This window comes from Sulfidibacter corallicola (genome assembly GCF_017498545.1).
GTDB classification, from domain to species: Bacteria; Acidobacteriota; Holophagae; order Acanthopleuribacterales; family Acanthopleuribacteraceae; genus Sulfidibacter; species Sulfidibacter corallicola.
On sequence record NZ_CP071793.1, the window covers coordinates 1,319,992 to 1,344,757 of the forward strand.

The following is a 24,766-nucleotide window of genomic DNA, read 5'->3' on the forward strand; positions in this document are numbered from 1 at the left end:
GCCCCTTTTTTTACTAAGTGATTCCTGTCAAAGACAATGAGCTGACTTTGAGGTGTTAATGGAGAGGCGAATTAATATGCTCTATACGATCGAGGAATCATATGAATACAGACCAAGAAGCCATCCTGCGTCTCAAAAACGATGCTCATCTACAGGAGGATCGCTCTGCCTGGCGACCGACCCTGTTGAACCTTGCCGATGCCGACGATCGCGAAGAACTCGACCGGTTGGCGCGCTGCGGGCTCGTCCATCGCGTCTATGACTGTCTCTCCCGCCAAATCGCCGACCTGGCCAAGACCCGGGCCGCGGGGAACATGCCGGACGACGTGGCGTTGGCCGCGTTCCAAAGGGAACTGACGGACGGGATGCCGCTGGAGCGGTGGGGACGCTGGGCCTTTTACCCCTGGAACGGCAACCTGGTGCATCTCCTGCCGTCGGACCTGTTTCGCGAGTTACGACTCAACCGCAATCGCAACAAATTGACCTTGGCGGAACAGGATCGCTTGGCGCGGCTCACGGTCGGCGTCGCGGGGCTGTCGGTGGGCAACGTCATGGCCCTCACCATGGCCATGGAGGGCTGTTTCGGAACCTTGAAACTGGCCGATTTCGACACGCTGGACCTTTCCAACATGAACCGGATTCGCGCCTCGGTGTGGGATCTGGGCGTGCAGAAAACCGTCCTGGCCGCGCGCCAAATCACCGAAATCAATCCCTACGCCCATCTGGTCCTCTTTCAGGACGGCTTGACCGAGGACAACTTGGACGACTTCCTGGGTGGCGAGACGCCCTTGGACGTGTTGGTCGAGGAATGCGACAGCATGCACCTGAAGATCGTCATTCGCGAGCGCGCCAGGCAGCACCGCATCCCCGTCGTGATGGAATCCAGCGATGGCAGCGTCATGGACGTGGAGCGCTTCGACCTGGAGCCCGATCGTCCGATCCTGCACGGGCGGATCGGCGAGGTGAACGTGGAAGGCATGTCACCGGAAGCGCTGCAATTCGATATGGCCCTGCGGATCAACCCGATATCAGGGCTGACCACGCGCATGGCGGCTTCGTTGCTGGAGCGTGGCGAAACGCTGTCCACCTGGCCGCAACTGGCGTCCGATGTGGTGGTGGGCGGCGGCCACGTGTGCATGGCCGTCCGCGAGATCGGCCTGGGTCGCGAAATGAAATCCGGCCGCCGCATCTTGGATCCCCTGGCCCTGATGACCGACGGGCCTCGTGAGGAACCGAAACCGCGGGCTTCGGAATCACGCCTTCCCAAACCCGCCGATCGCGACGATTGGCGGCAATTGCGACCAAAGATGCGTTCCGTGGTGGAAGCGGCCGTTATGGCGCCTTCCGGCGGCAATGCCCAACCCTGGCGGTTCTACGCCGATGGCGATGTATTGTGGCTGGCCTTCGATCGCGATCGATCCACCAACTTGATGGATCGAGGCGGCCGTGCCTCCATGCTCAGCCTGGGTGCGGTGGCGGAAAACGCCGAACTGCAGGCCAAGTCCCTTGGTTGGGATACCGAAGTGAAAACCTTTCCGGCGCCGGATCAGCGCCACCTCGTGGCGTCCCTTTCGTTCCGGGAGGGGAGCCCGGCGCTCGATCCGTTGCAACCCTATATCGCCACCCGCCATACCAACCGTCGCATGTTGCCACCCGCCCCCATTCCCGCGGAAAAGACCGCGGCACTCGGCCGCGCGGCGCAGGAACGCCATGCCGAGATGGTCTGGGAGCAGGACCGCGAACGGTTGGATCGCTGGGCCCGCCTGCTGGGGGAAGTCGACCGCCTGCGGTTGCTCCACCCTCGACTGCATCGGGACTTGGTGGGAGAGCTGCGCTATACACCGGAAAGTGCCGCACACAGTCGCGATGGGATCGACCTTCAATCCTGCGGACTGGATGCCAATGCCCTCGCGGGGGTGTTCTTGATCTCCCGCCCGGATGTGTCGGCCTTCCTGCGCGCCGAAAATGGCTCCCGGGGGTTGACCAAGTACGGCGAGTTGCCCGTGCGTGCGGCCGGCGCCCTGGGATTGATGGTCACCGCGGGCACGCGTCCCGAGGATTGGTTCCAGGCCGGGCGTGCCATGCAGCGCATCTGGTTGGCCGCCACCGCGCAGGGTCTCGGATTCCAGCCCGTGGGCAGCATTTTGTTTCTCTTGGAATGGTTCGAGAAGGCCGAAGAAGGATTTTTCAACCATTGGGAGGCCGAAGTCGCCAAGTCGATCGTCGAAGAGTTCCGCAACCTGACGGCGGACATCGACGGCGTGCCCGCCTTCCTGTTCCGCGTGTTCGAAAGCCCCCAACCGGTGGAGCCGGCGCACCGCCTGCCGCTGTCCAAGCTGGTTCGGGTCGGTAGCCCGATAGGGCGACCGTTGGATTGACGAGAAAAGCGCTTGTCCTCGGTCGTCGGGGACAAGCGCTTCGTGCGGGTGGCCTCGGTTTTAATAAAATCAGGTCACGGAAACGCGGTCGCGAGACCGGACCTGGCCGAGACCTGAGTGCCGAAAGCCGAAAGCGGGGCCATCCGAATCACGGATGGCCACTTCCTAGGAATGAATTTGGGACAGGGTTTGGTTGAGGCGATGCCCCACCACCTTCAGCAGCGAGAAGAGGTGGTTGGGATTGTCCAGAACCTGACGGTGGAAGGCGTCCCGGTTGATGACCATGAGGTCGATGTTCGAGCGTGCCACCACGGTCGCCGAGCGCCGCTGGCCCACGATCAACGCGACTTCTCCGAACAGGTCGCCGGTCTTCAACTGACCGACCAGGCGGCTGTCGCCCGTGCGATTGCAGGCCCGGATCACGTCGGCCTCGCCCTCCACGATGTAGAAGGCCTCTTCGCCGGTGTCTCCCTCGCGGACGATCGCTTCGTCCGCGGTATAGAAGGCGCGCTCGTAGTTTTCCACGTACTGCTGGATGTTGTGGGTCTTGGCGAAGTCCAGGTAGTGGGGATTGATTTCCCGCATGTCCAGCGCCATGGGCACCACGATCAACCCGCTTTCCACGTGAGTGAAGGTTTCGGCCGCCTCGCGAAACCCGATGGTTTTGAGGCGCTTGACCAGGGTCGGGCGAACCGGGGCCAGGACCCGTTCGATGCCGTGCCGGAAGGCGTAATAGGTCACCATCCTCAGAAGATTGTTGGTGAGCTCGCGCTTTTTGCGGTATTGGGGCTCGACGCACAGCATGCTGCAGTAAAGCAGCGCGCCGTTCGGCGTGTCGCGGTACATGTTGCCGAAGTCGAAAAACTCCTTGGCGGGATTGCCGGCATCGTTGCCGCGGGTGAGGCGAACGCCGCCGACGACGGTTCCCTCGCTCACGGCCACCAGATTGACCGTGTTGGGGAACACGTCGAAGCGATTGAACAGACGGCCGTCGGGTGTCGGTGGCATCAACTTCTCTTGATCGACAAACACCCGATGACGCAAGCGAAACAGATCATCCAAGTCCTCGGTATCCGTGCATAGTTTGATTCTAAAACTCAAAGCACCCATCCTATCGTTCATACTATATGAAAGAAAGAAACGGGACTCCGCCGCAACGACACGACGATATCCAATGCATGCGAATTTTGACACACGAATTCCACAAGCGCTGCGTGAAAAATGATAGTATCTATATCCACACCGAAGCCCATCGAACGCTGTTCCGCATTCGCTCGTGTAGATCATTCAATCCATCTCACATCAACATCGCAGAAGGTGCAAACGCTCCGATCGCACACTTTGGACATATCGACGCGAAGTTGCCGCGATGGCAATCGCATCCCGTTTTCTTTCTTGACCATGCTCTAGTCAGGGTTGTGTTGACGCGTGAAGCCTTTTGTATTGTATAAACAAATCTGCTGTAAAGGCTTGTATGTATTCCGGTCGCAACGTCTCGAAAAGAAAGAAAAAAATAATAGATATGAGGACCAGAAACCTCTGATGTAATTTCATCACAAAATGCGAATGACGAAAGTGATGTACATCATTAAGATATTGAACGGTGCGAAAACTCCGAACGATTCGGCACGCATTCCCTCGGTTTTCCGGAGTGCCGATGGGTCAGAGGGTGGTACGCCACGAGTCCGCGTCGAACGAAGCGGAAATGTCCCGGCGAACGGGGGAGGGGACGAAGAGGTATTCGTCCTGAACAGGAAAGCCCTTCCGTTCCGCCAGCCGCAGCAGGGCCAGGCCCTCGACGAAAAACTTGCCCTCGGTGAGCAACAGCTCCTCGGTCAGGGATTCGTCCTCGCGTTTGGCCCGGTAGAACGCTTCGCGCTCGTCGAGGAGCAGGGTGAAGGCATCCTCGAAGTCCTCGGCCTCGTCGTCCATGAACGCGGTGCAAATGTCGAGACGCGGATACTCCGCCCCTTCGATCACCGCTTCGATGCGGTCCAGGAAGCCGCGACAAACCGCCGCTTCGCTCTTCAGAAAGAAGAAATGGAAGAGGAACTGGTAGTACAGGTAGTCCTCTTCGTATTCGAAATTCCGCTGAAAGTCGCCCTTGGCCAGGTAACCGGCGAGGTCGGCGGCGCAGCTTTGATCGTTGGCGGCGATGGCGTCGAAAAAGGCTTCGGCACGGGAGACCACATAGGCCTTGGGGTCGATCTTGGGTAGCGCGAAGAGGAAGGCGCGTCCGCTGCGCGAGAGGTCGTGGAGGCACAGGTGGGGATCGAAATCCGCAAATAGAAAACCACAGGCCTTGATGCGGTAGGCCTGGGCGAAGCTGACCAACTGATCGAATTTGGGCTGTGCCAGCAGGGCGGGCAACAGTTCGGCCAGCTCCAGGTAGGCGTTCTTGCGAAAAATGGGCAGATAATAATCAGCCATGAATCAACCTTGGGGTGCGGGCCAGGAAGCCCCTGGCCTCGGAATGGGATGCGGCGTCAGGAGGCGGGCTGTTGCTCCAGTTCGTCCGCGAAGAGATTGCGGATCCCGCGGTCGTCGCAGGCATCCAGGAACGCCTCGCTCGCCACGTAATTGTGCGCGGCGTGCTTGATCCGAAACAGGTGCGGTGCCTGTTCCAGTTTTTTCGGGTCCAACACCAGCTCGTCTTCGCAGTAGAGCCGATCCTGGTCGTCCAACTGCCCGCCGGTCGCTTTCATGTTCAGGCAGTCGAAGGCACCGATCGGGTTGATGATCTGGTAATCCGCGCTGTGAACGCGACCCCGATGGTTGAGCAGGGTGAAAGGGAGATACTCGATCTCCCAGTCGACCATGCCCTTGATGAGTTGGGTGAGGTCCGGATTGCAGATCAGGCGACGTTTGCTGTTGCCGAGAAAGGGCAGGAGCTGGATGCCTTTCTGCTTTTCGCTGAGCGGAATCTTGGCATCTTCGGGGAACTTGTCGCCCATGCGTTCGCCAAAAGTCAGGCGGAAGCCGAATTCGGCGATCTCGTCGGGGTCCTCGTCGATGAAGGCCAGGTCCAAGTTATTGGAATCACCGAGGCAATCGATCAAATAGTATTCCATCACTGGTTCTCCTCAATGGTTTGGATTTGGGGCCGGCAGCCCGATCAGCTACCGCGCCGTCTTTTCGCTTTTTTGTCCGAATATTCGTCGAGGCTGCGTCCACGCTTGCCGCCGCGAATCGCGTTCGTGATCTCTTTGTAGACCTTTTTGGAAATATTGTCGATGCGCTGCTTCGACACGGAGTAGTTGGGCACGTTGTGGTCTTTGATGTCCTTGGCCATGGCGCTCAGGATCGGCTCCAACTGGTCCTTGATGTAGTTGTTGTAGGAAACGTGGTTGCGATGGCGCGCGGTGTGGCGGTGGCGCGGAAGCTGAATCGAATCGGAAACCTCCGCGTCGATCGGCAGCATGATCATGTTGACCTTGAAATTCAGGTTGTAGCCGGCATCGAGCAGGCCGCGGCGCATTTCCTTGATGACCGCCGACTGAAAGGTCAAACCCTTGGCGGCGCTGTTGATCGCTTCGCGCAGGGTGCTGTTGGGCACGATGTGGTGTGCCTCGTGCCAGTAGGGGATGTAACAGGGGCCCCAGAAATTTTTCGCTTTTTGGCCGGGTTGGTGGACTCCGATGTCCCAGCTCCCCATGGTGGGCGAGTTGAGGGTGAAGCTGTACCAATCGGGGATCTTGACCCCGTCCTTCTCGTAGGCCGCGGTGGGAATGTTGCGGCGACCGATCAGGCTCTGGTAGGCGGGATAGTTGTAGAGCCCCTTGTCCTCCTCCATCCGCAGGTAGCTCTGCCAGCGGTGTGAACAGGAATTGTTCTGGCCGTCGCAGGGCTTGTAGCTGATGTGGCGGTTGAGGCACTTGCCCCCGGCCGAGGCGCTGGCTTTGTGGTGGGGTAATTGGTTTTCGAGGTCTTTGGTATGTTGCCCTTCCGACATATGATACGTCTCCTGTTTTCGATACTTATAAGGTCTATGATATCGGTTCGTACATGGATAAGAAGATAGCGCCTGTGTCGCCGAGATCGGTACTGGAAATCACGCAAACGTGATCGCTGCCCGCAAAACCGTTGGCCAGCGCCAAGGCCGCGTAGGCCAACGCGATGGCGCCGTAGGCGGCACCGGTGTCGCCCAGGCTCTCGGCAGGCACGAAGAGCGGCGCGTCCGGATCCACTTCGTCGGTCAGGCGCAGCAATGCCGAACCCAGCTCCTTGGCGCGCCATTCTTCGCCGTTGAGGTCGTTGATCAACAGACCCGAAAAGGGTTCTTCCCATTGGGTTTGTTGGTAGGCGGCCGCGACCGCTTCCGAGAGGCCGATGCCGCGATTCACCGCGTCCTGATAGATGTGCATGGCTTCTTCCGCGGTACCGACGCCGGCGATTTGAGCCATGATGGGCGCCGATCGACGCTCGGCCTGTTCCGCGGTTTCGATCAACACCGCCGCGGCCGCCTCGCCCGGTTCGAACCCGACGGCGCGGCTGGGGGTCTTGAGTCGATCGTGGGTGGCCAACCATTCGATCGAAAGACCGTCGAGGTAGGAATCGACCCCGATCAAGATCACCCGGTCCGCCATTTGGGCATCCAACAAGCCCGTGGCCTGGACCAGTGCGTGCGCCGCGCCGGAGTTGCTCATCGGGAAGGTCGCACAGCGGCTTTTCCGCAGCGGCAGGTCCAGGTAGGCCAACATCGGGGGAATCATCGTGTCGAACATCATTTTTTCGTCGGCGTTCTGCATTTGCAACCGGTCGCCCTTGACGTGGGGCGTCGCCAGCAGGATCGCCGTCTTTCCCCAAAACTCCGCCGAGGTTTCTTCCTCGAATCCGGTTTGCCGCAGCAGGCTCTCGAAGGCGCCGATGGCGAGGCGCAACCAGCGGGCACTGAGGTGGAACCCTTCCGTGAAGGCGCGAACCGGGTGGCCGGTCGGCGCGATGAGTTCCTGGGTCTCGCTGTCCAGCACTGGATAGTCGACGAGTTCGGCAGGGCGGCTGAGCCCGGCGCGGATGGCGGTGACCGCGAGCAGGGGATCGCGTCCCAAAGATGAAACCAAGCCGGTTCCGGTAATCACGAGTTCCATAACAGCATACCGTTTCTGACCCCATTCGGGTCTCGATCGAGATAGGCGGAGAAGCGTACCGCGTGGGGAGGATCGGTGTCCCGAGGAGGAGGTGGCGGGCTCCGAACGCGGCTATAGGATTCGAAGAACTCATTTTAGCACTTCTGGCAGGGCATGGGGAGAACAGGTCACATAAACGTCAAATGGAGGTCAACCACGATGGCCGTGGGCTCGGTGTGCGAAAGATGAAGGTGACGGCAGGTGATCTTGGCGCAAATGGTGGCGTTCGAAGCGTTGAACCTTGAACAAGATGATTCTTTTCAGTGTGATGAAGCGTTCGTTCGCCCGGCGGTGAGGAGTGGGCAGCCGAGCGGAAATGTAAATTTGTAAAAAAATATTTACAGAACGATAATGAAGTGTTACAAATATATTCATCTGATATCTCAGTTATATGTTTGAGGCGTCGTCGCCTCCTTTTCACGATTCCTTCCTTCGACACACTGCTCCTTCTCTCGCCCGGTCCCCCTTGGGACGGTTCCCGCCGGGCGATGTTGGCGTTCGATCCCGCCGGGATCGGTGTCGTTCGGATGGATGCCCTCACCCCGTCGGCTTCCCCCTTCCATCCACACAACCCCCAATCTTTCATCCACTGGGCGCTCGGTCTTCTCGTTTCGCATTTCACGTCATCCATATTTTTTCCTCACCTGGAGCCGAACGCCTCATCGTGTTTTTGATTTCGAGCCACATTCAATTTGGCCCGTTTGTGGCCATTGTCTATTTCACCCCGTGAGGCTGGACGGAAATCCCTGGCCCATCGGCCGCGCTACGCCCATGGCCACCCAAGGGCTCGTGCGATCTTTCCGTCCTCGAGGGGGCCTTCGACAAAAGATGTATTCGAAGTGCATCGCGTGCGTTCCGCGATGGCGCTTCCGCGTTACTCATGAGGAGAGAACAGATGAACGGTTTTATTGGTATTGCCGCGGATTTCGCGGCGCGGGGCCGCTTTGTGCCCACATCTTCCGTGACACGTTACCGTCGCCTCGTCCTGGCGGCTGTGGCCTTGGCCTGCAGTCTCCTGTTGTTTTCCGGATCCGCACGCGCTCAGGACAAGGCGCCACAAGCCGCCACCTGCGTGCTCGAAGACATGATGGCCTTTCGGTTGTTCGAAGATCCGAGCCTGGCCGAGGTCTGGCGGGAGAACCGCGATCACCTGGAATGGCACACCAGCAATTTTGCCTGGTCGAAGAATGCCCAGGCCACCTACACGATCCCCGTCGTCGTGCATATCGTGCACGACAACGGTTCCGAAAACGTGCCGGACAGCAAGGTTCACGAGGCGATCGATCAGGTCAACGCCGATTTCGCGGCCTTGAACGCCACCAATATCCATCCCAATTTCCAGGGGCTGGTGACTCCGGCCCAGATGGAATTCCGACTGGCCCAATGTGACCCGGACGGCAACCCCACCAGCGGCATCATCCGCACCCGGAACAAGAGCTGGTCCGATTGCGGCGGTTGCGACATCAGCATGAAGCAAACCCTTCACTGGCCCACCGACAGCTACCTCAACGTCTATGTCGTCAAGAGTTCGGACGGCGGCAACGGTTCGGCCTTCGCCTACTATCCTTCGCAAGTCACCCCGCCCTGGGAACACTACGACGGCGTCGTGATCTCGTCCTGGGCACTGGGCCGCACCACCGAGGGCTATTATTCGATTCTCACGCACGAGATCGGGCATTGGGCCAACCTGATCCACACGTGGGGCAACGAGGGGACTTCCGACCAGGCCAGTAGCTGCAACCAGGACGACCTAGTGGCCGATACGCCCAATACCATCGGTCATTTCCAGGCGGGTTGCGGGGAGAACACCACGTCTTGCGGCTCGCTGGACAACAACGAGAACTTCATGGACTACGGCTACTGCGCGAAGATGTACACCGCAGGCCAGGTGGCGCGCATGCACGCCGCGCTGAATTCCAGTGTCGCTTCCCGGAACCAGATCTGGTCCGCGGCCAACCTGGACCAGACACTGAATTGCGGCCCTTCCAACGATGTCGTCCAACTCGACAAGGGCACACCCGTGAACGGTGTCGCCGCGAGCCAAGGCGAATGGCGGTACTTCTCCATCGAAGTACCTGCCGGCGCTTCGAACCTGAACATGGAGATCAGCGGCGGCAGCGGCGACGCCGATCTCTACACCCGGTTCGGCGGGTTGCCCGATGAATCGACCTACGACTGCCGACCCTACCGCAACGGCAACGCCGAATCCTGTACCGTCAGCGCTCCCAACGCGGGCACCTACTATCTGGGGCTGCGTGCCTACAACACCTTCGCGAATGTCACGGTCGTGGCCGATTACGGCCAGGGCGGCGGTACCATCGACGAAATCCACGAAACCAATCTGGCCGCAAGCCAAAACCAGTGGCTGCGTTACCAGGTCGAAGTACCGGCCGGTGTATCGCGGGTGACCTTCTCCATCAGCGGCGGTACCGGTGACGCCGACCTCTACCTGCGCTTGGGTTCCGCGCCGCAGACGGACCAGTGGGACCACCGTCCCTGGGTGAACGGCAACCAGGAAGAAGTGGTGCTGGACAATCCCGCGCCAGGCACCTGGCACATCGGGATCCGCGCCTACAACACCTTTAGCGGTTTGAACCTGGACGTCACCGCACCCTAGATTTCGATCTCGCTCTCGGAACTCGTCGAACGGGGGCACCTCCGGGTGTCCCCGTTCTTTTTCCGGATGCTTCGGGATGGTTCGGCTGACCGCGGCCGATACCGGTTTCCACGGAAAACCCGGCCTATCCAAAGGGACCATTCCAAAAATAACCTGTTTTCGGATGGGTACTCGATTACAATCGTTGGCGCGACCAGGGAGAGACCTCGAATGTGCGCCAGATCCGCGAAAACACATCGGGCTTCGGAGGAGCGCTACGCGTTCCCGGCCAACCGCATCCTGTTCGAGGACGAGCATGTCATCGTGGTGAACAAGCCCAGCGGGTTGCCTTGCCACGCCACCCGCGATCCCCGCCGCGATCACCTCTTCGCCGCCTTGGCCCGCTTCCTCGAGGCCCGCGACGGTGCCGCCCAAGTCTACCTGGCGTTGCATCACCGGTTGGATCGCGATACCTCGGGCGCGTTGCTGCTTTCGAAAGCCAAGGTGGCCAACAGGCCTTTGAGCGACATGTTCCGCGATCACCGCGTCCAAAAGACCTACGTGGCCCTGGTGGATCACGAGGGGTGGGCCCAGGACCCGCCACCGCCTTGGTCCGTTCGCAACTACCTCGCGCGCGACAAGCGCGACAAACACCGCATGACCGCCGTGCGAAGTGGTGGTGACCCGGCACGTACCGACTTCCGCTGGATGGCTTCGTACCCAGATGGGACCGCACTGGTGGAAGCCCGGCCCCACACGGGACGAACCCATCAAATCAGGATTCATCTGGCGCTTTCGGGGCACCCGATACGGGGAGATCGGCTCTATGGCGGAACGGGCGAGGGCCGAGTGATGCTGCACGCCCACCGCCTGGAATTCCCGCACCCCGTCGCTGGACGGTCCATCACCGTCGATGCCCCGCTGCCGCGACCGTTCAAGAAACGCGGGTGAGGTGAGAGTGGCGGCCGAACGACGTGCATACCTGGGACGCCTACTTTTTTCCACCGTGGCAATGGCGAAGTAGGGCCTTTTTCAAGTTGGCCAGATTCAACGGCTTGGTGAGGTAATCCACCATGCCCAGGGCCAGCGCTTTGTCGCGCTGTTCGGCCAGGGCGTCCGCCGACAGACCAATCACCGGTATGGCGGCCGTTTCCGCGCATTCGCGAAGGTGGAGATAGGTTTCGAAACCGGACATCTTCGGCATGCGGATGTCCATGAGAATCACGTCCGGAAGATGAAGGGCGGCCAATTCGATTGCCTGCTCACCGTTTTCGGCCAGGATCGTGGTCGTGCCGAATTGGTGCAGCATGGCCTCCAGGGTCATGCGGTTGATGGGATTGTCTTCCACCGCCATCACCCGCATGTTGTTCAAAATCGCCGATTGGTCCTTCGTCACGCCTGGATTGTCGGGTGAACTCGCGACCACCTCTACCGGAATGACCACCTCGAACGTGGTTCCGCGATTCAGCTCGCTCTCCACCGTAATCCGACCGCCCATCAGGTTCGCCAGGCGGCTCGCGATGGTGAGGCCGAGGCCGGTTCCCTGGTATTCCTTGGTCAGGGTGTCGTCGCCCTGGTGGAACTCCTCGAAAATGAGGTTCACCTGGTCGGGCCCGATGCCGATGCCCTGGTCGGCCACCCGGAAGACCAACTGTTGGGAACGCATGCCGATGCGGAACTCGATGCTTTTGCCGGACGGGGTGAATTTGATCGCGTTGCCGAGGATGTTGCTGAGGATTTGGGTGGATTTGGATCCGTCGAAGGCCAGGATCTCCGGCAGGTTTTTCGCCTGGTGAACGACCAGTTGGAGTTCGCGCCGTTCGGCCAGCGGCAGGTAAAGGCCGGTCAGGTGATCGATCCACTTCTGCACGTTTTGCGGTTTGGCGCTGACCTTCATGTGGCCGGCCTCGAGTTTGGAGAAATCGAGAATGTCGTCGATCAGGCTGCCGAGATTTTGGGCACCGCTTTGCAGGATTTCCAGTTGGGCGAAGACCTCTTTGGATATGGCGGCGTCGGCGAGCTGGTGGGTGATGACTTCGCTGAGGCTCAGGATGGCGTGGAGCGGCGTACGCAGCTCGTGGCTCATGTTGGCGAGAAAGCGGCTTTTGGCCGAATTGGCCTCTTCCGCGCGTTGTTTGGCGGCGCGAAGCTCTTCCTCCTGGTGCTTGCGTTCCGTGATGTTGCGCGCAATCCCCACCAGGCCTCGGATCTCGCCCTTCGCGTCCCGAAGCGGTGCCTTCTTGGTCCAGTACCACTCCGACTTCCCTTGATAGGTGCGCCTGCCTTCGTAGGTTCGCGGCTTGCCTTCGGCGATGATTTCCAGATCGATCTTCCAGATGTCCTGGCCCTGCGATTCAGGGAACAGGTCCACGTCGGTGCGCCCGATCACTTCGTCCGGCGTGAGGCCGAACACCGCGGCCCCCGCCTCGTTGATGTACTGGTAACGCCCCTCCAGGTCTTTCACGAACATCGCGTCGGGAAGAGCGCCGATCAGGTCCAGTAAATCGGTTCTCTTTACCATGGCGAGGATTTCCTTTGAGCGTTGCCCGGAGTCGCGTCCGGTGGGACGGTTGGCATTGCGACGACCCTTCTATGATAATGAATCGGGATTCGCTTGGGTCGCTTTAATACGGACCACCAGCGAATGTATCCTGGATAAGATTGAGTTATGATTTGTCTCGGTTTTGGCCGGGCGGTACCGAACTTTCCCTGCCTGGAACCAGCCGAAACGGCCATGCGGCCAATGGCCCTGGCCGCGTTCGTCTGGATGATGTGTTTGGTGAAAAACGGGCTGTCCGGACACGGTCGCTTCGCAAGGACGGCCGCCGCGCAGTGGGCTGCCGCGGAGGTCGGCAGGACGGGCCGAGAGGGGCTCCCGCGAGGCCGATCGGGCCGCCGCGCGCGCTGCGTGACCCTACTTGGGACCGAACCGCGCATCATGAGATGATTCGTTTCGCCCCGGGAGGCCGAAACGGCAATGGGAGGAGCTTGTGGTTATCGATCGTCTCGCCATACCGCCAATCAATACCTTCTCACTGCTTCGCGCAGGGGGAACGGCGACGCGCACCATTCCTGGCTTGAAGGGTGCCGCGGTTCGAGGGTTCCTGTTGAACTGGATCCTGTACATGGCCCTGATGATTTTATTGAATTACGGTTTCTACCGAGGCATTCACGTCCCGCTTCGTTCCTGGCTGCCGCTCGCCATGCCCGAGTGGTTTCTTTGGATGGCGGTGGTGACCCTGTGGTTCGCCCAGATCGGCGTTCTGTTGATCACGGCCGTCTTTTCCATCCGGCTTTCGGTCAAACTGATGATCTTCTGGCACGGGTCCCTGGTGACGCGCGTCATTCGTTGGTTTCGCCCCGAATTCACCTCGCCAGGTACGTTGCAACAGTTGCCGAGCCTGTTTCGGGACCTGGGCAAGGAAGTGGCGATCGCCATCGGGCTCCTGTTCGTGGGCTTGATCCCCGTGATCGGTGCACCCACGGTGTTTCTGATCGGATCGCACCTGCAGGGCAAGTCGATCGTCGATCCCTACGAGGGCGCCCTCGCCGAGGTGGAGGGAAAACCCGAGCCCGTCAACGATCTACCGGCGCGGTTCTTTTTGGGCTGGGCCCAGATGCTGCTGGCGATCATTCCGCTGTTCGGTTGGTTGCTCCTGCCGGTAGCCAACATCTACCAGGTCATCGGGTTCGCCTATTTACAGGAGGCCGAGCGTCACGAGAATCGAGAGCGAACCTCGAATGAGATACCTGAAGAGAGTGCGGCCGTCGACGGTGCGGGCGAGTCCGTAAAAGACGAAAATCCTGTAACTTGAGTTGCGCCAAAAAGCTAGTTAATCGAAGCGAATGGCTCGGGAGTTCCCGCATTTGCTGGAGAGGCGTCTCCGCAGTAGGTTGGGCCGCTGGCCCGACACTTCGAAGCGCCAATGCTTCGCAGGATCGAGCGGGAAAAGAGCGAAGCAGATAAGCCGGGCCTCTAGATCTCCCGATGATCGATTTCGATCTGTGTTAGGTCGCTTCGATTGGTGGAGCTGGACCGGTAAGGCAAGCTGGTCTGGGCGGCCCCCTCATCTACAGGCCTTACGCACCTCTCAATATGCGGGGACTTTGAGATTAGTTACTTCGAAGAGTCGGCCGGGCCGGCTTACCGCCCCTGCCATACCGGCCGTGACCAACCTACTGCCGCGCCGACCCTCAAAGCCTGCGGGAACTTCGAGCATGGGTCACTTCGATAAGTTCAGCCGGCGGGCTTACCGCCCCTGCAGAAACTAACGGGCCCGACGAATCTCTCGGCATTCGGGGACTCCGAGTGGATTTATTTCAAGAGAGTTTCATGTGGGAAGCCAATCGAAATGAATGGCTCGGGAGTTCCCGCATTTATGAGAGAGACGCCGCCGCAGTAGGTGCGCCCATCACGCCAACGGCCCCATGGTATACTTCCCCTCGATTTTCCCAAATCCAACATTTGCTCGAGAGGTTTTCCATGAAATTGACCCTTTCCTCTTTTGCCGATGGCGCGGCCATTCCCGGAAAGTATGCCTTCTGCGTACCCGCCGAAGAGGGGCACGTGGCCATGTCCAGCAATATCAACCCCCACCTGGCCTGGTCCGGCCTGCCCGAGGGAACCAAATCCCTGGCCCTGATTTGTCACGACCCCGACGTGCCTTCCGTCGGTGACGACGTGAATCAGGAAGGCAAAACCGTGCCCCACGACCTGCCCCGCGTGGATTTCTACCACTGGGTGTTGGTGGACATGCCCGCCACCCTGACCGAGATCGCCGAAGGGGCGGCCTCCAATGCGGTCACCGCTCGGGGCAAAGCCCTCGGCGCGACGCCTCACGGCCTCGCCGGGTACAACGACTATACCGGCTGGTTCGCCGGCGATGCGGATATGGAGGGCGACTACGGCAACTACGACGGCCCCTGTCCGCCTTGGAACGATGAACGCCTGCACCACTACGTCTTCACACTGTATGCCCTGGACGTGGAGACCCTGGGTCTTTCAGGCCGCTTTGGCGGTGGCGACGCGGTGAAGGCCCTGGAAGGTCACGTACTGGATAAGGCCTCGTGGACGGGCACCTACACCCTGAACCCCAATGTCACATAAGTGACCATCCGTGCCCATCCACAAGGTACACCGTGTGTGTTGCCGGATGGGCACGGTTTCGACTTTCGGCCGGGTTCTCGTTTCGATGCCTCCCTCGTTTTCGGCGAAAGGCGCCCCTCGCTGGGTCATCCATGAGGTGCGGTGGTTTTCTCGATAGGCGTGTTTGGGGTGCCGGGTGGATAGTTCGTTCGGTGATAAATTTTCAAATTGATGTTGAAATGCTGTCGCAGTTTTCGATAGTATGAAGTGGCTGGCCTTCGGCCGACCTAAACTTGAGGTGTCCTTTTTGAACTATTTCAAACCTTTGCAGTGACCTGAACCTTTCCGTTTCGCCGATTGCCGACTTGCCCCGGCAATGAACAAAAAGTAAATGCCTTGTCTCATCTTTCTTTACCACGCCCTTTTCCTTCAAAGTGGTTTCTTTATCAAGGCTCGCACAACTCATTCAAATTCACCTTCGATCAAGTGAAACCGGTTCTCCAACGCGATTCAACTGTTTGATCCTCTTTTGATTCCGGCAATCAACCCAACTGATCCTAGGTGAGTCGAATCCTGTCTCATCGTCAACGAAACACTGTTTTCGCGATCACCGTCCGCCGGTGTGAAACGAATGCCCCGCATCGGGCGGGTTCCGTTCGTGGCGCCAGCGGGGCAGATCCAAACGAGTGATGGGCCTTTTTGGGGACGAATTCGAAATCCGCTCTTTCATCGAAGTACCGCCGTCGTGGGGTCACCTGGGTGGCGGTTCACTTTCTGCGCTCGCAACGTGCCGATGAAAAACGGGTCGATTGAATGAGACACCGAACCACCCGCTGCGTGTCGCCGCGGCAGACGCGCGTAGATGGTTGAACCTTCCCACGTGATTGCCAAACCAGGTGCACGGTTTCGGCTCGGAGGAACATGAATGACGACGGTCGACACAACCTCGATCTTCCCGTGTTTTCTGCCCTCGATTTCCCCTCGTTTTTTCCCATTCTTTATCCTGGCGGCCTGCCTTTCCGGCCCCTTCCACGCGTTGTTTGCGGCCGACCGCGCGACCGGCATTCCCATCGAAGCGACGATGGTTCTTTCCTGGAGCAAACCCGTTGATGCGGCCGGCGCCTTCGAAACGAACGATGCGAAGGCGGTCCATCGCGCGGCTGTTTTTCCGCCGGCCATGCCCGTACGGGTTGCCGCGAAGTCCGCCACGACGGCCATGGCCGATGAGGCGGCGAACCGCCGTTTCGACACGACGAGCCCGCTTCTCTATGCGATCGGGGCACGCCCGATGCCCGCATCCGGCACGATCACGGCGCCTTCCCTGGATGGCTCCGCAACGAAACGCGCGGGCGAGGCACCACTCCAAGGCGTTCCGCCCTTCGCCAGTGTGCTCCTTTTGGGGTTGGCCGCATTCGTTCGGAGCCCGCGGCGGAGAAGGTGAACGGTCGACGGATTGGGGCCCAAAAAAGGTTCGCTGCCTGTGGGCCGATCAATCCCTGGCGGCGCCGGTTTCCTTGACCAGCCAGGAGAGGTAGTCCGGGTTGCCTTCCTGAATGGGGAGTGCGATGACGCAGGGCACGCTGTAGCTGTGCAGGTCGCGGACCCGGTCCTTGACATCCGTGAACCGGTCGGCGCGCGACTTGGCGATCACCACGGCTTCCTGATCCTCCTGGATTTCGCCCTCCCACCAGTACATGGACGTGATGGCGTCGAAGATGTTGGCGCAGGCGACCAATCGTTCCTCGAGGAGGGTGCGGGCGATGTGTCGCGCTTCCGCCTTGTCGCTGCAGGTGATGTAGATCCAACGAAATTCTTGGTGTCGAGACATGCTGATCTCCTCATGGTGGCGTGCCGATCGCGCAGTTCACGCATCGCGATCGGAAGTTTCGGTGGCCCCGATCGTCATCACCAGGCGTTCGGCGATCTGGGTGGCGCCGTTGACGCGGGGTGGGGGGACGCGCTTCAAGGACAACAACTCCGGTAGCCGATCCAGCCAATCCCCCTGGAGGAAAGTGCCGGCATCCAGCTCCATCGAGGGCATTTCGCGGCGAACGAAGGCCGCCAGCGGCACCGATTCCGGGAAATTGGGTCGTGTGACGAAGCCGAAGGGAACGCCGGCGTGGTACACCTCCGCAAAGGTGCTGTAACCCAGTTTGCCGATGACCAGATCGGCGGCGTGAATCAGGTCCGGGTGGTACGCGGGAGCGCCTTCCGGTAGGGGGACGATGTTCTCTCCCCGAACCGAGGCGCCCGGCAACAGAAAGCATACCTCGCGCTGTGACGCCAAACGATTCAGGAACCCCAGGTTCTCGCGAATGCCGCCCATCGTGATCATGACCAGGGGCCGATCTTCGGGTACCCCCAGTTGCCGGCGGACCTCGGAACGCGGGTTGCGGAAGCGCCGCGCCACCGGCGCCGTGTGGAGCGCGTTTCGGTTGGGTTCGGAAATGGGCTCGGTCTGAATGTGCAGGTCGGCCCGTTCACACAGATCGCGCAGGTACGCGATGATCGGTTCGAAGCCTGGCCAATGTCTGGTATAGGACTCGTAAATCCAGTGGAACGTAAAGTTCTCGATCAGGACGGAGGGACAACCGATGGCCTTGGCCACGGCGATGCCCAGGGGCGCGATGTCGCAGCAAACCAGGGAACAGTCCAAGCCGGAAAGTCGGGCGGCCAGGTTGGCGATGCGACCTTCGTCCAATGGGTAGAAATCGTTCAGGACCCGCAGGCTGGCCTCGAAGTCGATCTCCATGGCCGTTTGCTGGACCAGCCCCACGTCGCACGGTTCGTCGTGCAGCGTAAAAGCGCCCGGAACGACCTGGTCGAACAGGAACTCCGGCAGGCGCGAGACGATGTGAAAGTGGAGGTGGGGCAAACGGGCGTGTAGCGCCTGCATGATCGCCGCCGAGCGCGTGGCGTGTCCAAATCCGTGCGGGGTGATGAACCAGGCGACGGCTTGTACGTGCGTCATTTGAAGGGGCTCCTAGTGGGCCGGCTGGCCGCTGTCGTCGAGCAGGCGTTTGACTTCGTCGGGACTCAGGAGTCTGGGGAATTTGCGCTGCCCACCTTCGGCCCGACCGAGGTTGTTCAGGAATTCGCCGCGTTTCGGTACCAATACGGCCGCTGGCGGCTGAATACGGCCGTCGCCGCGGTAATCGTCGTAGTCCTGGTTCTGCTCGCGCAGGTTGCGATCCAATTGGGCGACCCAATCGTCACCGGGGAACGAATCGCCGATGAGGAACCAAACGTGACGGCGCTTCTCGATATCGGGGCCCAACGAGAAATCGGCGAAGGGGTGGGGCATTTTGATCATGGCCGTTTCCAGTTCCTGTTCGGTCACCTTCTCGTCGAAGGCGCTGGTGGTCTTGTCGCGACCGACCGCGGCCAGGATCAGCGGATCGATCGATGCGAAGGTCAGGCGATCGCCGATGCGGTAGCGCCAAAGGCCCGAGCAACTGCTGACCAATAACCCGTAGGGCGTGTCCGGTTGCAGTTCCTCGGCGGTAAACACCCGACCCCGATCGTCTTCGAATTCATAGAAGACCTGATAGTGCTGCCAGAAATGCATGCCGGCCGTGCCCGGGATCTGGTAGGCGCCGATCCCGATCTCCGAAGCGGCATAGACCTCGATGGTCTGCACTTGATCGCCCAAAAGCTGTTGGATGCGTTCGCGATAGGGCGAGATCGACATGCCGCCGTGAATCAGGTAGCGCAGGTGGGGCATAGCCTGGGAAATGGGTTTACCGCTGCATTCGATGATGCGTTCGAGCATCGTGAGTTGCCAGATGGGAATGCCCGACACGGCTCCGATGGGATGGTCGTCGAGGCAAAGTGCCACCATGGCTTCCAGGCGGCGCTCCCAGGGTTCGAGGGACGCCACGGCCGGTGGCGGCTGGGTCAACATGTCCAGAAAGCGGGGCGCCAGGTATTTGGTGAGTGCGCTCATGTCGCCGCAGAGGGCACCGTTGGCGTTGCGGGCCAGGTTGGTGCTGCCCGACATGTAGAGGGTCTGACTGAGCAGGGGCGCCTGTTCGGGTCGCTCGTAGACCAGAAACGCGAAAAAATCCAGGGCGGCGCGGCGATTGATGGCCGCCATGTCGGTGGAGTAGGGGATGTACTTGGTGCGACCGCTGGTGGTGCCGGAGGAGAGGCAGAAGATGTCGATGGTTCCGGGCCATGCCTCGTCGGTCAAGGGCTGGGGGCCCTTTTCGGAGAGCGGGCCCCGATCGCCGAGCCAGGTGACCCAAACGTCGTAATCCATGATCGGCAGGGCCGCGCGAAAGGCGCTCAGCGGATTCGAGGACGCCAATACATCGGCAAACCCGAATTCGCGGCCGAAACGCGTATGCCTGGCTTTTTGCAACAGGAAGCGCAGGGTCGCGGTCGGGTCTTGGGGGGGCATCGCGCGGGTTCGGCGTCGAGCCCAGGCCGAAGCCAGGGGTTTGACCAGGGGCGCGAGGATTTGCGTCATACCGTGAGTCGCTCCAGCCAGGGATCCAGATGCTCCGTGAAGCGATCTGCCTGGAAAATCAGGTCGGAATGAGTCACACGCCGATTGGAGTCCTTGCTGTAGACGAACTCGACCTGGCCATTGGGGAAAATGGAACTCAGTTGGCCGATGTCCGAGAACGTCGTGAAGGTGGGTGAGCTGGGCGCGAGCACATCCGCCTCTCCCTCGGCGAACAGGACGAGTGTCGGCAGGTTCGAAAGATAACCGGGTTGGGGCGGGGTCAGGTCCTTGAGGTCCAGATAGCGATGGAAGTAACCCGAAGACGAGTCGTGGTCCTGATTGAAAATGGCCAGAACTTCGTCTTCGATCGCGAACACGGGGATCAGATCCTTGGACGTGAAGTTCAGCAGGTCGCGTCCCGAGGTGAACATTTTCTGAAAAATGCTGCGTGCTTTTTGCATCGCCTTGGCGACCGCCTCGGGATCGTTCTGGTCGACCTCGGTCAAATGGGAAATGGCGCGGCCCACCAGGGTCTTTTGGCGTTTGGAGGTGGTGTCGACCACGTCATCCAGGCACAGCACCGGCGAGATCAGGACCAGGCCGCGAATGTCGACGTGGTGGATCAGTTCGGTTTCGTGCAGCCAGCGCATAAAGTTGACGATCACGCTGCAGCCGAAGCTGGTGCCGATGAGGAACGGCATGCCCTTCTTGCCGACGTTCTTGATCTTGCGGTTGTTGATGTCGCGCACCATGTCGAAGATCTGGTGGTAGACGGCTTCCTTGTGGAAGTGTTTGCCGGGATAGTTGACGTAATAGGCCGATCCGTATTTGAGGAACACCTTGCGCAGCAGGTAGAAGGCTTCGTTGCCGTCGGGCACGAATCCGGGAAAGAGGATCGCCGGATTGCTGCGCATGCGGTAGTGTTTTTCCTTGAAGATGCTGCAGGCCACGGTGTCGAACGACGTCCCTTGCGATTCCAGTTGGTTGCGCAGCGGAATCGAGGGACTGTCGGGCTGGGGTTTGGGCTGGTAGGTTTTCAGCTTGCGGGCCAAATGGGTACGTGCAATTTTGGCAACCGCCAGGTTCTCGACGATTTGGGAAATGGCATCGTCGGAAAGCGGGCCGCGTCGTTTGTCGATGCGGGCGACCTTGACATTTACCTGGTGGGCCAACTCGTCGATCTCGAAAAACCGACTGAGTTTCACGAACTTCAAATACCAGCGTACTTTACCGTTCAGGCGAGACCCGATTTCAAAATAATCCTTATCCATTTAAACCCGGCCGAACTCTTCCATGGTCGATTGGGGCTTCGACACCGGATCATGCTCTGAAGAACAACCCGGCGCGGTGAGCATGCCCGCGAACTTCCCTAAGAATGTCGCAAAACAAGAGTTGCCCATCAATCCCGCGAATTATATCACGCCTTTGTGGTTGCGGCGAGATGCGGCGACGACCAGATTTTCGGCAGCGGAACACGGATGGTTCCGCGGTGCAAACCCAGCCTCTTGTCCATGAAAAGCGGGGCGAAAACCCATGGTTGGGATCGGGTTCAGCCGACTTCGGGGCCCTTGGGTTGGGGGAAGGGGAAGTGTCCACGAATCACACGGAGACAACGCCAAGAAAAGCTTGGCGCAAACTGACTGGGTTCAAGTCCCAGTGGAGTAAGGGGTTAACCACCCGCTCCTACCGAGTGTTGCGCACGGGAAGGAGACCGGAAAGAAAGGAGGAAACCAGACAACGAAAGGCTCCCCTTGGGAAACCAGGCCCACGTAATTGTCAGCGGGGGGTACCGAGGTAAACAGCGGGGAGCAAGTCGAACAACTCGTGCGAAGTGTACACAGGGAACCATTTGGGCCAGAGGGAGGCCGTACCTCCTGAAGCCAAATCAGCCTCGATAACATTGTGAATCTCGTCGGTGAGCGTGTTTTGTGGCGCGAAACCAACACAAGCAGTCCGCGTTGGTGAGGGCTGTGAGGGGCGAGCGGGGTCAAAGGGCCTGGCACGAATGGGGAGTTGCGAACCAGGAACTTGGGAGGCCTCACCCCCCCTGGAATAGAAACAGGTAAGGCGGCACCAACCATACGGGAGGCCCGCTGATGGGGAATGGGGAGTCGGACGACCTCATAGTACTCGGAGAGCGGGAGAGCCGCTCACAGGGGGAAGGGGGTCGCGATCAGATGGAGCTTTCAAGGGACCACACCACTGAGAAGGAGGTCGGCCGTGAGTGTGTCAACAGCATTGGAAGGAATAGCGAACAAGGCGAAGCGGGACGGGTCGCACCGATTTGTGAATCTGTATCGGTTGCTGAACGAAGAATCGCTCCACATGGCTTGGAAGGAACTGAACAAAAGGGCGGCAGCGGGCATCGACAAGGTGACGGCTGCGGAGTACGGCCGAGATCTGGACAAGAACATCGAGGAGCTGGTGAAGCGGCTGAAAGAGAAACGCTACAGGGCGACGCCGATTCGAAGGCAGTACATCCCGAAGAGTAACGGGAAGATGCGGCCTTTGGGAATCCCGGTACTTGAGGACCGATTGGTGCAGCGTGCCACGGTGATGATTCTGGAAGCGATCTACGAGCAGGATTTCCTGGCGGTGAGCCATGGCTACCGGCCAGGAAAGAGTGCGAAAGGTTGTGTGAAAGAACTGCGGGACGAACTGCAATTCGGTGGGTACCGGTACGTGGTAGAGGCGGACATCAAGGGATTCTTCGATCATCTGGATCACGATCTGCTGATGAAGATGCTGGCTCATCGGATCAACGACAAGAGCCTGCTGCGGCTGATCAAGAAATGGATGATCGTGGGGGTGCTGGAGCCGGAAGGCATGACGATTCACCCCAAAACGGGAACCCCGCAAGGGGGAATCATCTCACCGATCCTGGCGAACGTCTACCTGCACTACGTGCTGGACTTGTGGGCGATGAAGCCGTTTGGGAATCACTGTCACGAGCGGGTGAAGTACGTGCGGTATGCGGACGACTTCGTATGCGCATTCGTGTCCAAAATGGATGCGGAACGGTTTTACGAAGAACTGCCGGTGAGACTGGCGAAGTTCAACCTGTCGTTAGCCGAAGACAAGACGAGGATTCTGAAGAGTGGTTGGTGCTGGGGAAAGATGGCGCAAGCCTTCGACTTCCTGGGATTTACCCTAAGGTGGGATAAGGACCGTAAGGGCCGTCCCTACTTGCGACGGAAGACCTCGCGAAAGAAGCTGGAGCAGGGAGCCCGAGAGATGAAAGAGTTCATCAAAGCTCATCGCTCGCTGAAGCTGCCGAAGCTGATCGAGAGAGTGAATACGAAGCTGAGAGGTCACTACGAGTATTTCGGGGTGATCGGGAACAGCCGAGGCATTCAGGAATTTGCGAGAATCGTCACGAGACTCTTGTTCAAGTGGCTGAATCGCAGAAGTCAGAAACGGAGCTTCAACTGGGAAACCTTCGAAGGGATGATCAAACGGCTGGGCCTATTGAGGCCGAGGATCACCGAAGAGAGGGACAATCAGCTCAAGCTACCATTCCTCCGTTGAGCCGAGTACGGAAGCGAATCTGATCGAAGAGCCCGGTGCGGTAGTTCCGCACGCCGGGATCTGTGCGGGGGCTGTCGGGCAACCGGCAGTCCTACCGCGACTGACACGAATAAACCGCATCCCATGATGCGCTCTCGATGGCATCCATAGGCTAGGGGGGAGAAGCTTAACGTTAATAAAAATCAATGTCTTAAAGGCGCTTGTTCCCGGCAAGCCCTCGGGATCGAGGAGACTCCGAAATGATAATTCGTGTGAATTCGTGTGAATTCGTGGACAAAGATTCATGGGGACGTGGCGTCCGTCCCGACAAAACCACTCTGGTTTCCAGGCCCTCTGCTTTGTAGTCAGACCTCGAACCAATGCCCAGAATGGGAACGAATCTTCCCTATCTGTGGTTCCCACCACGAATGCCGTGCCCATTGCCGTGATTTGTGGGGACGATCGAGCGCGCGATCGACGAGGCTCACTGCCCCGAGATCTTGTCGATGATTTCCGCGGTCAGTTTGGTCTTGAGCGCTTCCCAAACCATCAAACGCACTTCTTCCTTGGCGTTCTTGGGCGCCATCAGCCCCAAGGGCACGCGGGCGCCGCCGGATCCGGTCTTGGCGCCGGAGTAGCTTTCGCCGAAGATCGAATGACAGATGGAGTTGAGGCTGATCGACTTGTTGGTCGTTCTCAGGCTGGCCACCAGGTGATCGTCGATGATGCCGAAGACCACCACCGTTTCGATCCCTTCCATGCGCAGGAACTTGTCGGCGATGTAGGGCAGGGCGTCGCGGCGGTCGGGTTTGAGGAATTCGAGGCCCGTCACCAGCACCGATCCCACGATCTTCTTGTTCTGGTTGGCGATCTCTTCCAATTCGAAGAAATACCGCGGAATGGGGTAGTTGCGCACGTTGGTGATGATGTTGATATCCACGCGCTTCAAGAGGTACAGGAAACAATCGATATCCAATTGGCGGGTGTTCTCCGAAACCAGGTTGCCGGTGTCGTTCTCGATGGCGAACAGCAGCGCCGTGGCCACGTTGACGTCTTCTTCCGATTCCTCGCTGAGCTGGTAACCGGCCTTGAGGATGTACTCGGAAATGATGGTGGCGGTGGCGCCCATGACCCGGATGTCCTTGAGGATGTAGTCGCCTTCCGGGTTGTCCTCGTGGTGGTCGATGATGATGTCGGGCTGGATGGTGATGCTCTGCAGGTTTTTCTGGCCGGAACTGGCCACGTCGACGAAAATCTTGAGACCGTGGTCTTCATAGTCCTTGTTGCCGTCCACGCGCCGCATTTGAATGTTGAGCAGGTTCACGAAGGTGCGGTTCTGGGGGTGGGAAATCTCGCCACCGTAGTAGATGTGGACGCTGACGCCGGAGTTGATTTTGCGGATCAGCCATGCGAGCCCGAAAGCGGAACCGATGGCATCGGGATCGGGGTTGTCCTGGGTGAAAATGGCAACCTTTTCGCCTCGTTTGAGGTTCTTCACCGTGTCAAAAATAATCTCATGGGGCTCGTTTGGCGCCGGCTTGTCAGGGGTTATGACGACTGCCTGAGTATCGTCGGGCTTCAACATCGGTTCCACGTTGCTCATATTGCATTTCTCCGAACAAT

The 24,766-nt window shown here is 59.4% G+C and carries 18 protein-coding genes; 7 read left to right on the top strand and 11 right to left on the bottom strand.

All coding sequences use genetic code 11. The features are described from left to right. Window positions 1-101: 101 nt before the first annotated feature. Window positions 102-2,378 (top strand): Rv1355c family protein, encoded by a 2,277-nt coding sequence (locus tag J3U87_RS03910; protein ID WP_237381724.1) that lies wholly within the window; start codon window positions 102-104, stop codon window positions 2,376-2,378. Between the two features lie 165 nt (window positions 2,379-2,543). Here the strand turns inward: J3U87_RS03910 and J3U87_RS03915 are convergent, their stop codons facing one another. The 5 genes from J3U87_RS03915 to J3U87_RS03935 form a co-directional block, all read right to left on the bottom strand. After that, entirely contained in the window at window positions 2,544-3,479 is a 936-nt protein-coding gene (locus tag J3U87_RS03915) for an N-acyl amino acid synthase FeeM domain-containing protein (protein WP_237381725.1), read from the bottom strand. A 561-nt stretch (window positions 3,480-4,040) separates the two neighbouring features. Then, a complete protein-coding gene (locus J3U87_RS03920) occupies window positions 4,041-4,808 on the bottom strand; it encodes an Imm49 family immunity protein (RefSeq protein WP_237381726.1) in 768 nt (255 codons plus the stop codon). A gap of 56 nt (window positions 4,809-4,864) precedes the next feature. Further along, the gene (locus J3U87_RS03925; RefSeq protein WP_237381727.1) at window positions 4,865-5,449 is read right to left on the bottom strand and encodes a hypothetical protein; all 585 of its coding nucleotides are present in this window, start codon (window positions 5,447-5,449) and stop codon (window positions 4,865-4,867) included. A 44-nt stretch (window positions 5,450-5,493) separates the two neighbouring features. Beyond that, window positions 5,494-6,330 (bottom strand): AHH domain-containing protein, encoded by an 837-nt coding sequence (locus J3U87_RS03930; RefSeq protein WP_237381728.1) that lies wholly within the window; start codon window positions 6,328-6,330, stop codon window positions 5,494-5,496. Between the two features lie 34 nt (window positions 6,331-6,364). Next, entirely contained in the window at window positions 6,365-7,465 is a 1,101-nt protein-coding gene (locus J3U87_RS03935) for a hypothetical protein (protein WP_237381729.1), read from the bottom strand. A 934-nt stretch (window positions 7,466-8,399) separates the two neighbouring features. On the opposite strand from J3U87_RS03935, the gene J3U87_RS03940 reads away from it, so the two are divergent. Together J3U87_RS03940 and J3U87_RS03945 are read left to right on the top strand one after the other, a co-directional pair. Further along, the gene (locus J3U87_RS03940) at window positions 8,400-10,121 is read left to right on the top strand and encodes a pre-peptidase C-terminal domain-containing protein (protein ID WP_237381730.1); all 1,722 of its coding nucleotides are present in this window, start codon (window positions 8,400-8,402) and stop codon (window positions 10,119-10,121) included. A gap of 210 nt (window positions 10,122-10,331) precedes the next feature. Continuing rightward, window positions 10,332-11,051 carry an RluA family pseudouridine synthase gene (locus J3U87_RS03945; RefSeq protein WP_237381731.1) on the top strand — a complete coding sequence of 240 codons (720 nt, stop codon included), beginning with the start codon at window positions 10,332-10,334 and terminating at the stop codon, window positions 11,049-11,051. Between the two features lie 40 nt (window positions 11,052-11,091). Here the strand turns inward: J3U87_RS03945 and J3U87_RS03950 are convergent, their stop codons facing one another. Next, window positions 11,092-12,621: an ATP-binding protein gene (locus J3U87_RS03950; RefSeq protein ID WP_237381732.1), complete on the bottom strand. Its 1,530-nt coding sequence runs from the start codon at window positions 12,619-12,621 to the stop codon at window positions 11,092-11,094. A gap of 469 nt (window positions 12,622-13,090) precedes the next feature. Here J3U87_RS03950 and J3U87_RS03955 point away from each other — a divergent pair, with 469 nt between their 5' ends. The 3 genes from J3U87_RS03955 to J3U87_RS03965 all read left to right on the top strand — a co-directional run bounded on the left by J3U87_RS03955 (window position 13,091) and on the right by J3U87_RS03965 (window position 16,627). Next, window positions 13,091-13,915 carry a hypothetical protein gene (locus tag J3U87_RS03955; RefSeq protein WP_237381733.1) on the top strand — a complete coding sequence of 275 codons (825 nt, stop codon included), beginning with the start codon at window positions 13,091-13,093 and terminating at the stop codon, window positions 13,913-13,915. 668 nt (window positions 13,916-14,583) lie between these two features. Then, complete coding sequence (locus J3U87_RS03960; RefSeq protein WP_237381734.1) at window positions 14,584-15,207, top strand: YbhB/YbcL family Raf kinase inhibitor-like protein; 624 nt, start codon at window positions 14,584-14,586, stop codon at window positions 15,205-15,207. A 904-nt stretch (window positions 15,208-16,111) separates the two neighbouring features. Further along, window positions 16,112-16,627, top strand: coding sequence for a hypothetical protein (locus J3U87_RS03965; RefSeq protein WP_237381735.1), 516 nt, complete (start codon window positions 16,112-16,114; stop codon window positions 16,625-16,627). Window positions 16,628-16,675: 48 nt separating this feature from the next. On the opposite strand, the gene cutA is transcribed toward J3U87_RS03965, so the two are convergent. Genes cutA through J3U87_RS03985 form a run of 4 tightly spaced genes read right to left on the bottom strand, consistent with a single transcriptional unit; the run spans window position 16,676 to window position 20,907 of the window. Further along, on the bottom strand, window positions 16,676-17,014 hold the full coding sequence (cutA, locus tag J3U87_RS03970) for a divalent-cation tolerance protein CutA (protein WP_237381736.1): 339 nt from the start codon (window positions 17,012-17,014) through the stop codon (window positions 16,676-16,678). 36 nt (window positions 17,015-17,050) lie between these two features. After that, a complete protein-coding gene (locus J3U87_RS03975; protein WP_237381737.1) occupies window positions 17,051-18,157 on the bottom strand; it encodes a glycosyltransferase family protein in 1,107 nt (368 codons plus the stop codon). A 12-nt stretch (window positions 18,158-18,169) separates the two neighbouring features. Further along, window positions 18,170-19,657 (bottom strand): GH3 family acyl-acid amido synthetase, encoded by a 1,488-nt coding sequence (locus J3U87_RS03980; RefSeq protein WP_237381738.1) that lies wholly within the window; start codon window positions 19,655-19,657, stop codon window positions 18,170-18,172. Beyond that, window positions 19,654-20,907 (bottom strand): hypothetical protein, encoded by a 1,254-nt coding sequence (locus J3U87_RS03985; protein ID WP_237381739.1) that lies wholly within the window; start codon window positions 20,905-20,907, stop codon window positions 19,654-19,656. Before J3U87_RS03985 ends, J3U87_RS03980 begins: the two co-directional genes overlap by 4 nt. A gap of 949 nt (window positions 20,908-21,856) precedes the next feature. On the opposite strand from J3U87_RS03985, the gene ltrA reads away from it, so the two are divergent. Then, on the top strand, window positions 21,857-23,164 hold the full coding sequence (gene ltrA, locus J3U87_RS03990) for a group II intron reverse transcriptase/maturase (protein WP_237378013.1): 1,308 nt from the start codon (window positions 21,857-21,859) through the stop codon (window positions 23,162-23,164). Window positions 23,165-23,627: 463 nt separating this feature from the next. Here the strand turns inward: ltrA and J3U87_RS03995 are convergent, their stop codons facing one another. Continuing rightward, window positions 23,628-24,746, bottom strand: coding sequence for a DHH family phosphoesterase (locus J3U87_RS03995; RefSeq protein WP_237381740.1), 1,119 nt, complete (start codon window positions 24,744-24,746; stop codon window positions 23,628-23,630). Window positions 24,747-24,766: the final 20 nt, after the last annotated feature.

Bases quoted from the DNA above. Each gene is read 5' to 3' on its own strand.
- J3U87_RS03910 (WP_237381724.1), top strand. From the start codon at position 102: ATGAATACAGACCAAGAAGCCATCCTGCGTCTCAAAAACGATGCTCAT.
- J3U87_RS03920 (WP_237381726.1), bottom strand. From the start codon at position 4,808: ATGGCTGATTATTATCTGCCCATTTTTCGCAAGAACGCCTACCTGGAG.
- J3U87_RS03925 (WP_237381727.1), bottom strand. From the start codon at position 5,449: ATGGAATACTATTTGATCGATTGCCTCGGTGATTCCAATAACTTGGAC.
- J3U87_RS03930 (WP_237381728.1), bottom strand. From the start codon at position 6,330: ATGTCGGAAGGGCAACATACCAAAGACCTCGAAAACCAATTACCCCAC.
- J3U87_RS03935 (WP_237381729.1), bottom strand. From the start codon at position 7,465: ATGGAACTCGTGATTACCGGAACCGGCTTGGTTTCATCTTTGGGACGC.
- J3U87_RS03940 (WP_237381730.1), top strand. From the start codon at position 8,400: ATGAACGGTTTTATTGGTATTGCCGCGGATTTCGCGGCGCGGGGCCGC.
- J3U87_RS03945 (WP_237381731.1), top strand. From the start codon at position 10,332: ATGTGCGCCAGATCCGCGAAAACACATCGGGCTTCGGAGGAGCGCTAC.
- J3U87_RS03950 (WP_237381732.1), bottom strand. From the start codon at position 12,621: ATGGTAAAGAGAACCGATTTACTGGACCTGATCGGCGCTCTTCCCGAC.
- J3U87_RS03960 (WP_237381734.1), top strand. From the start codon at position 14,584: ATGAAATTGACCCTTTCCTCTTTTGCCGATGGCGCGGCCATTCCCGGA.
- J3U87_RS03965 (WP_237381735.1), top strand. From the start codon at position 16,112: ATGACGACGGTCGACACAACCTCGATCTTCCCGTGTTTTCTGCCCTCG.
- cutA (WP_237381736.1), bottom strand. From the start codon at position 17,014: ATGTCTCGACACCAAGAATTTCGTTGGATCTACATCACCTGCAGCGAC.
- J3U87_RS03975 (WP_237381737.1), bottom strand. From the start codon at position 18,157: ATGACGCACGTACAAGCCGTCGCCTGGTTCATCACCCCGCACGGATTT.
- J3U87_RS03980 (WP_237381738.1), bottom strand. From the start codon at position 19,657: ATGACGCAAATCCTCGCGCCCCTGGTCAAACCCCTGGCTTCGGCCTGG.
- J3U87_RS03985 (WP_237381739.1), bottom strand. From the start codon at position 20,907: ATGGATAAGGATTATTTTGAAATCGGGTCTCGCCTGAACGGTAAAGTA.
- J3U87_RS03995 (WP_237381740.1), bottom strand. From the start codon at position 24,746: ATGAGCAACGTGGAACCGATGTTGAAGCCCGACGATACTCAGGCAGTC.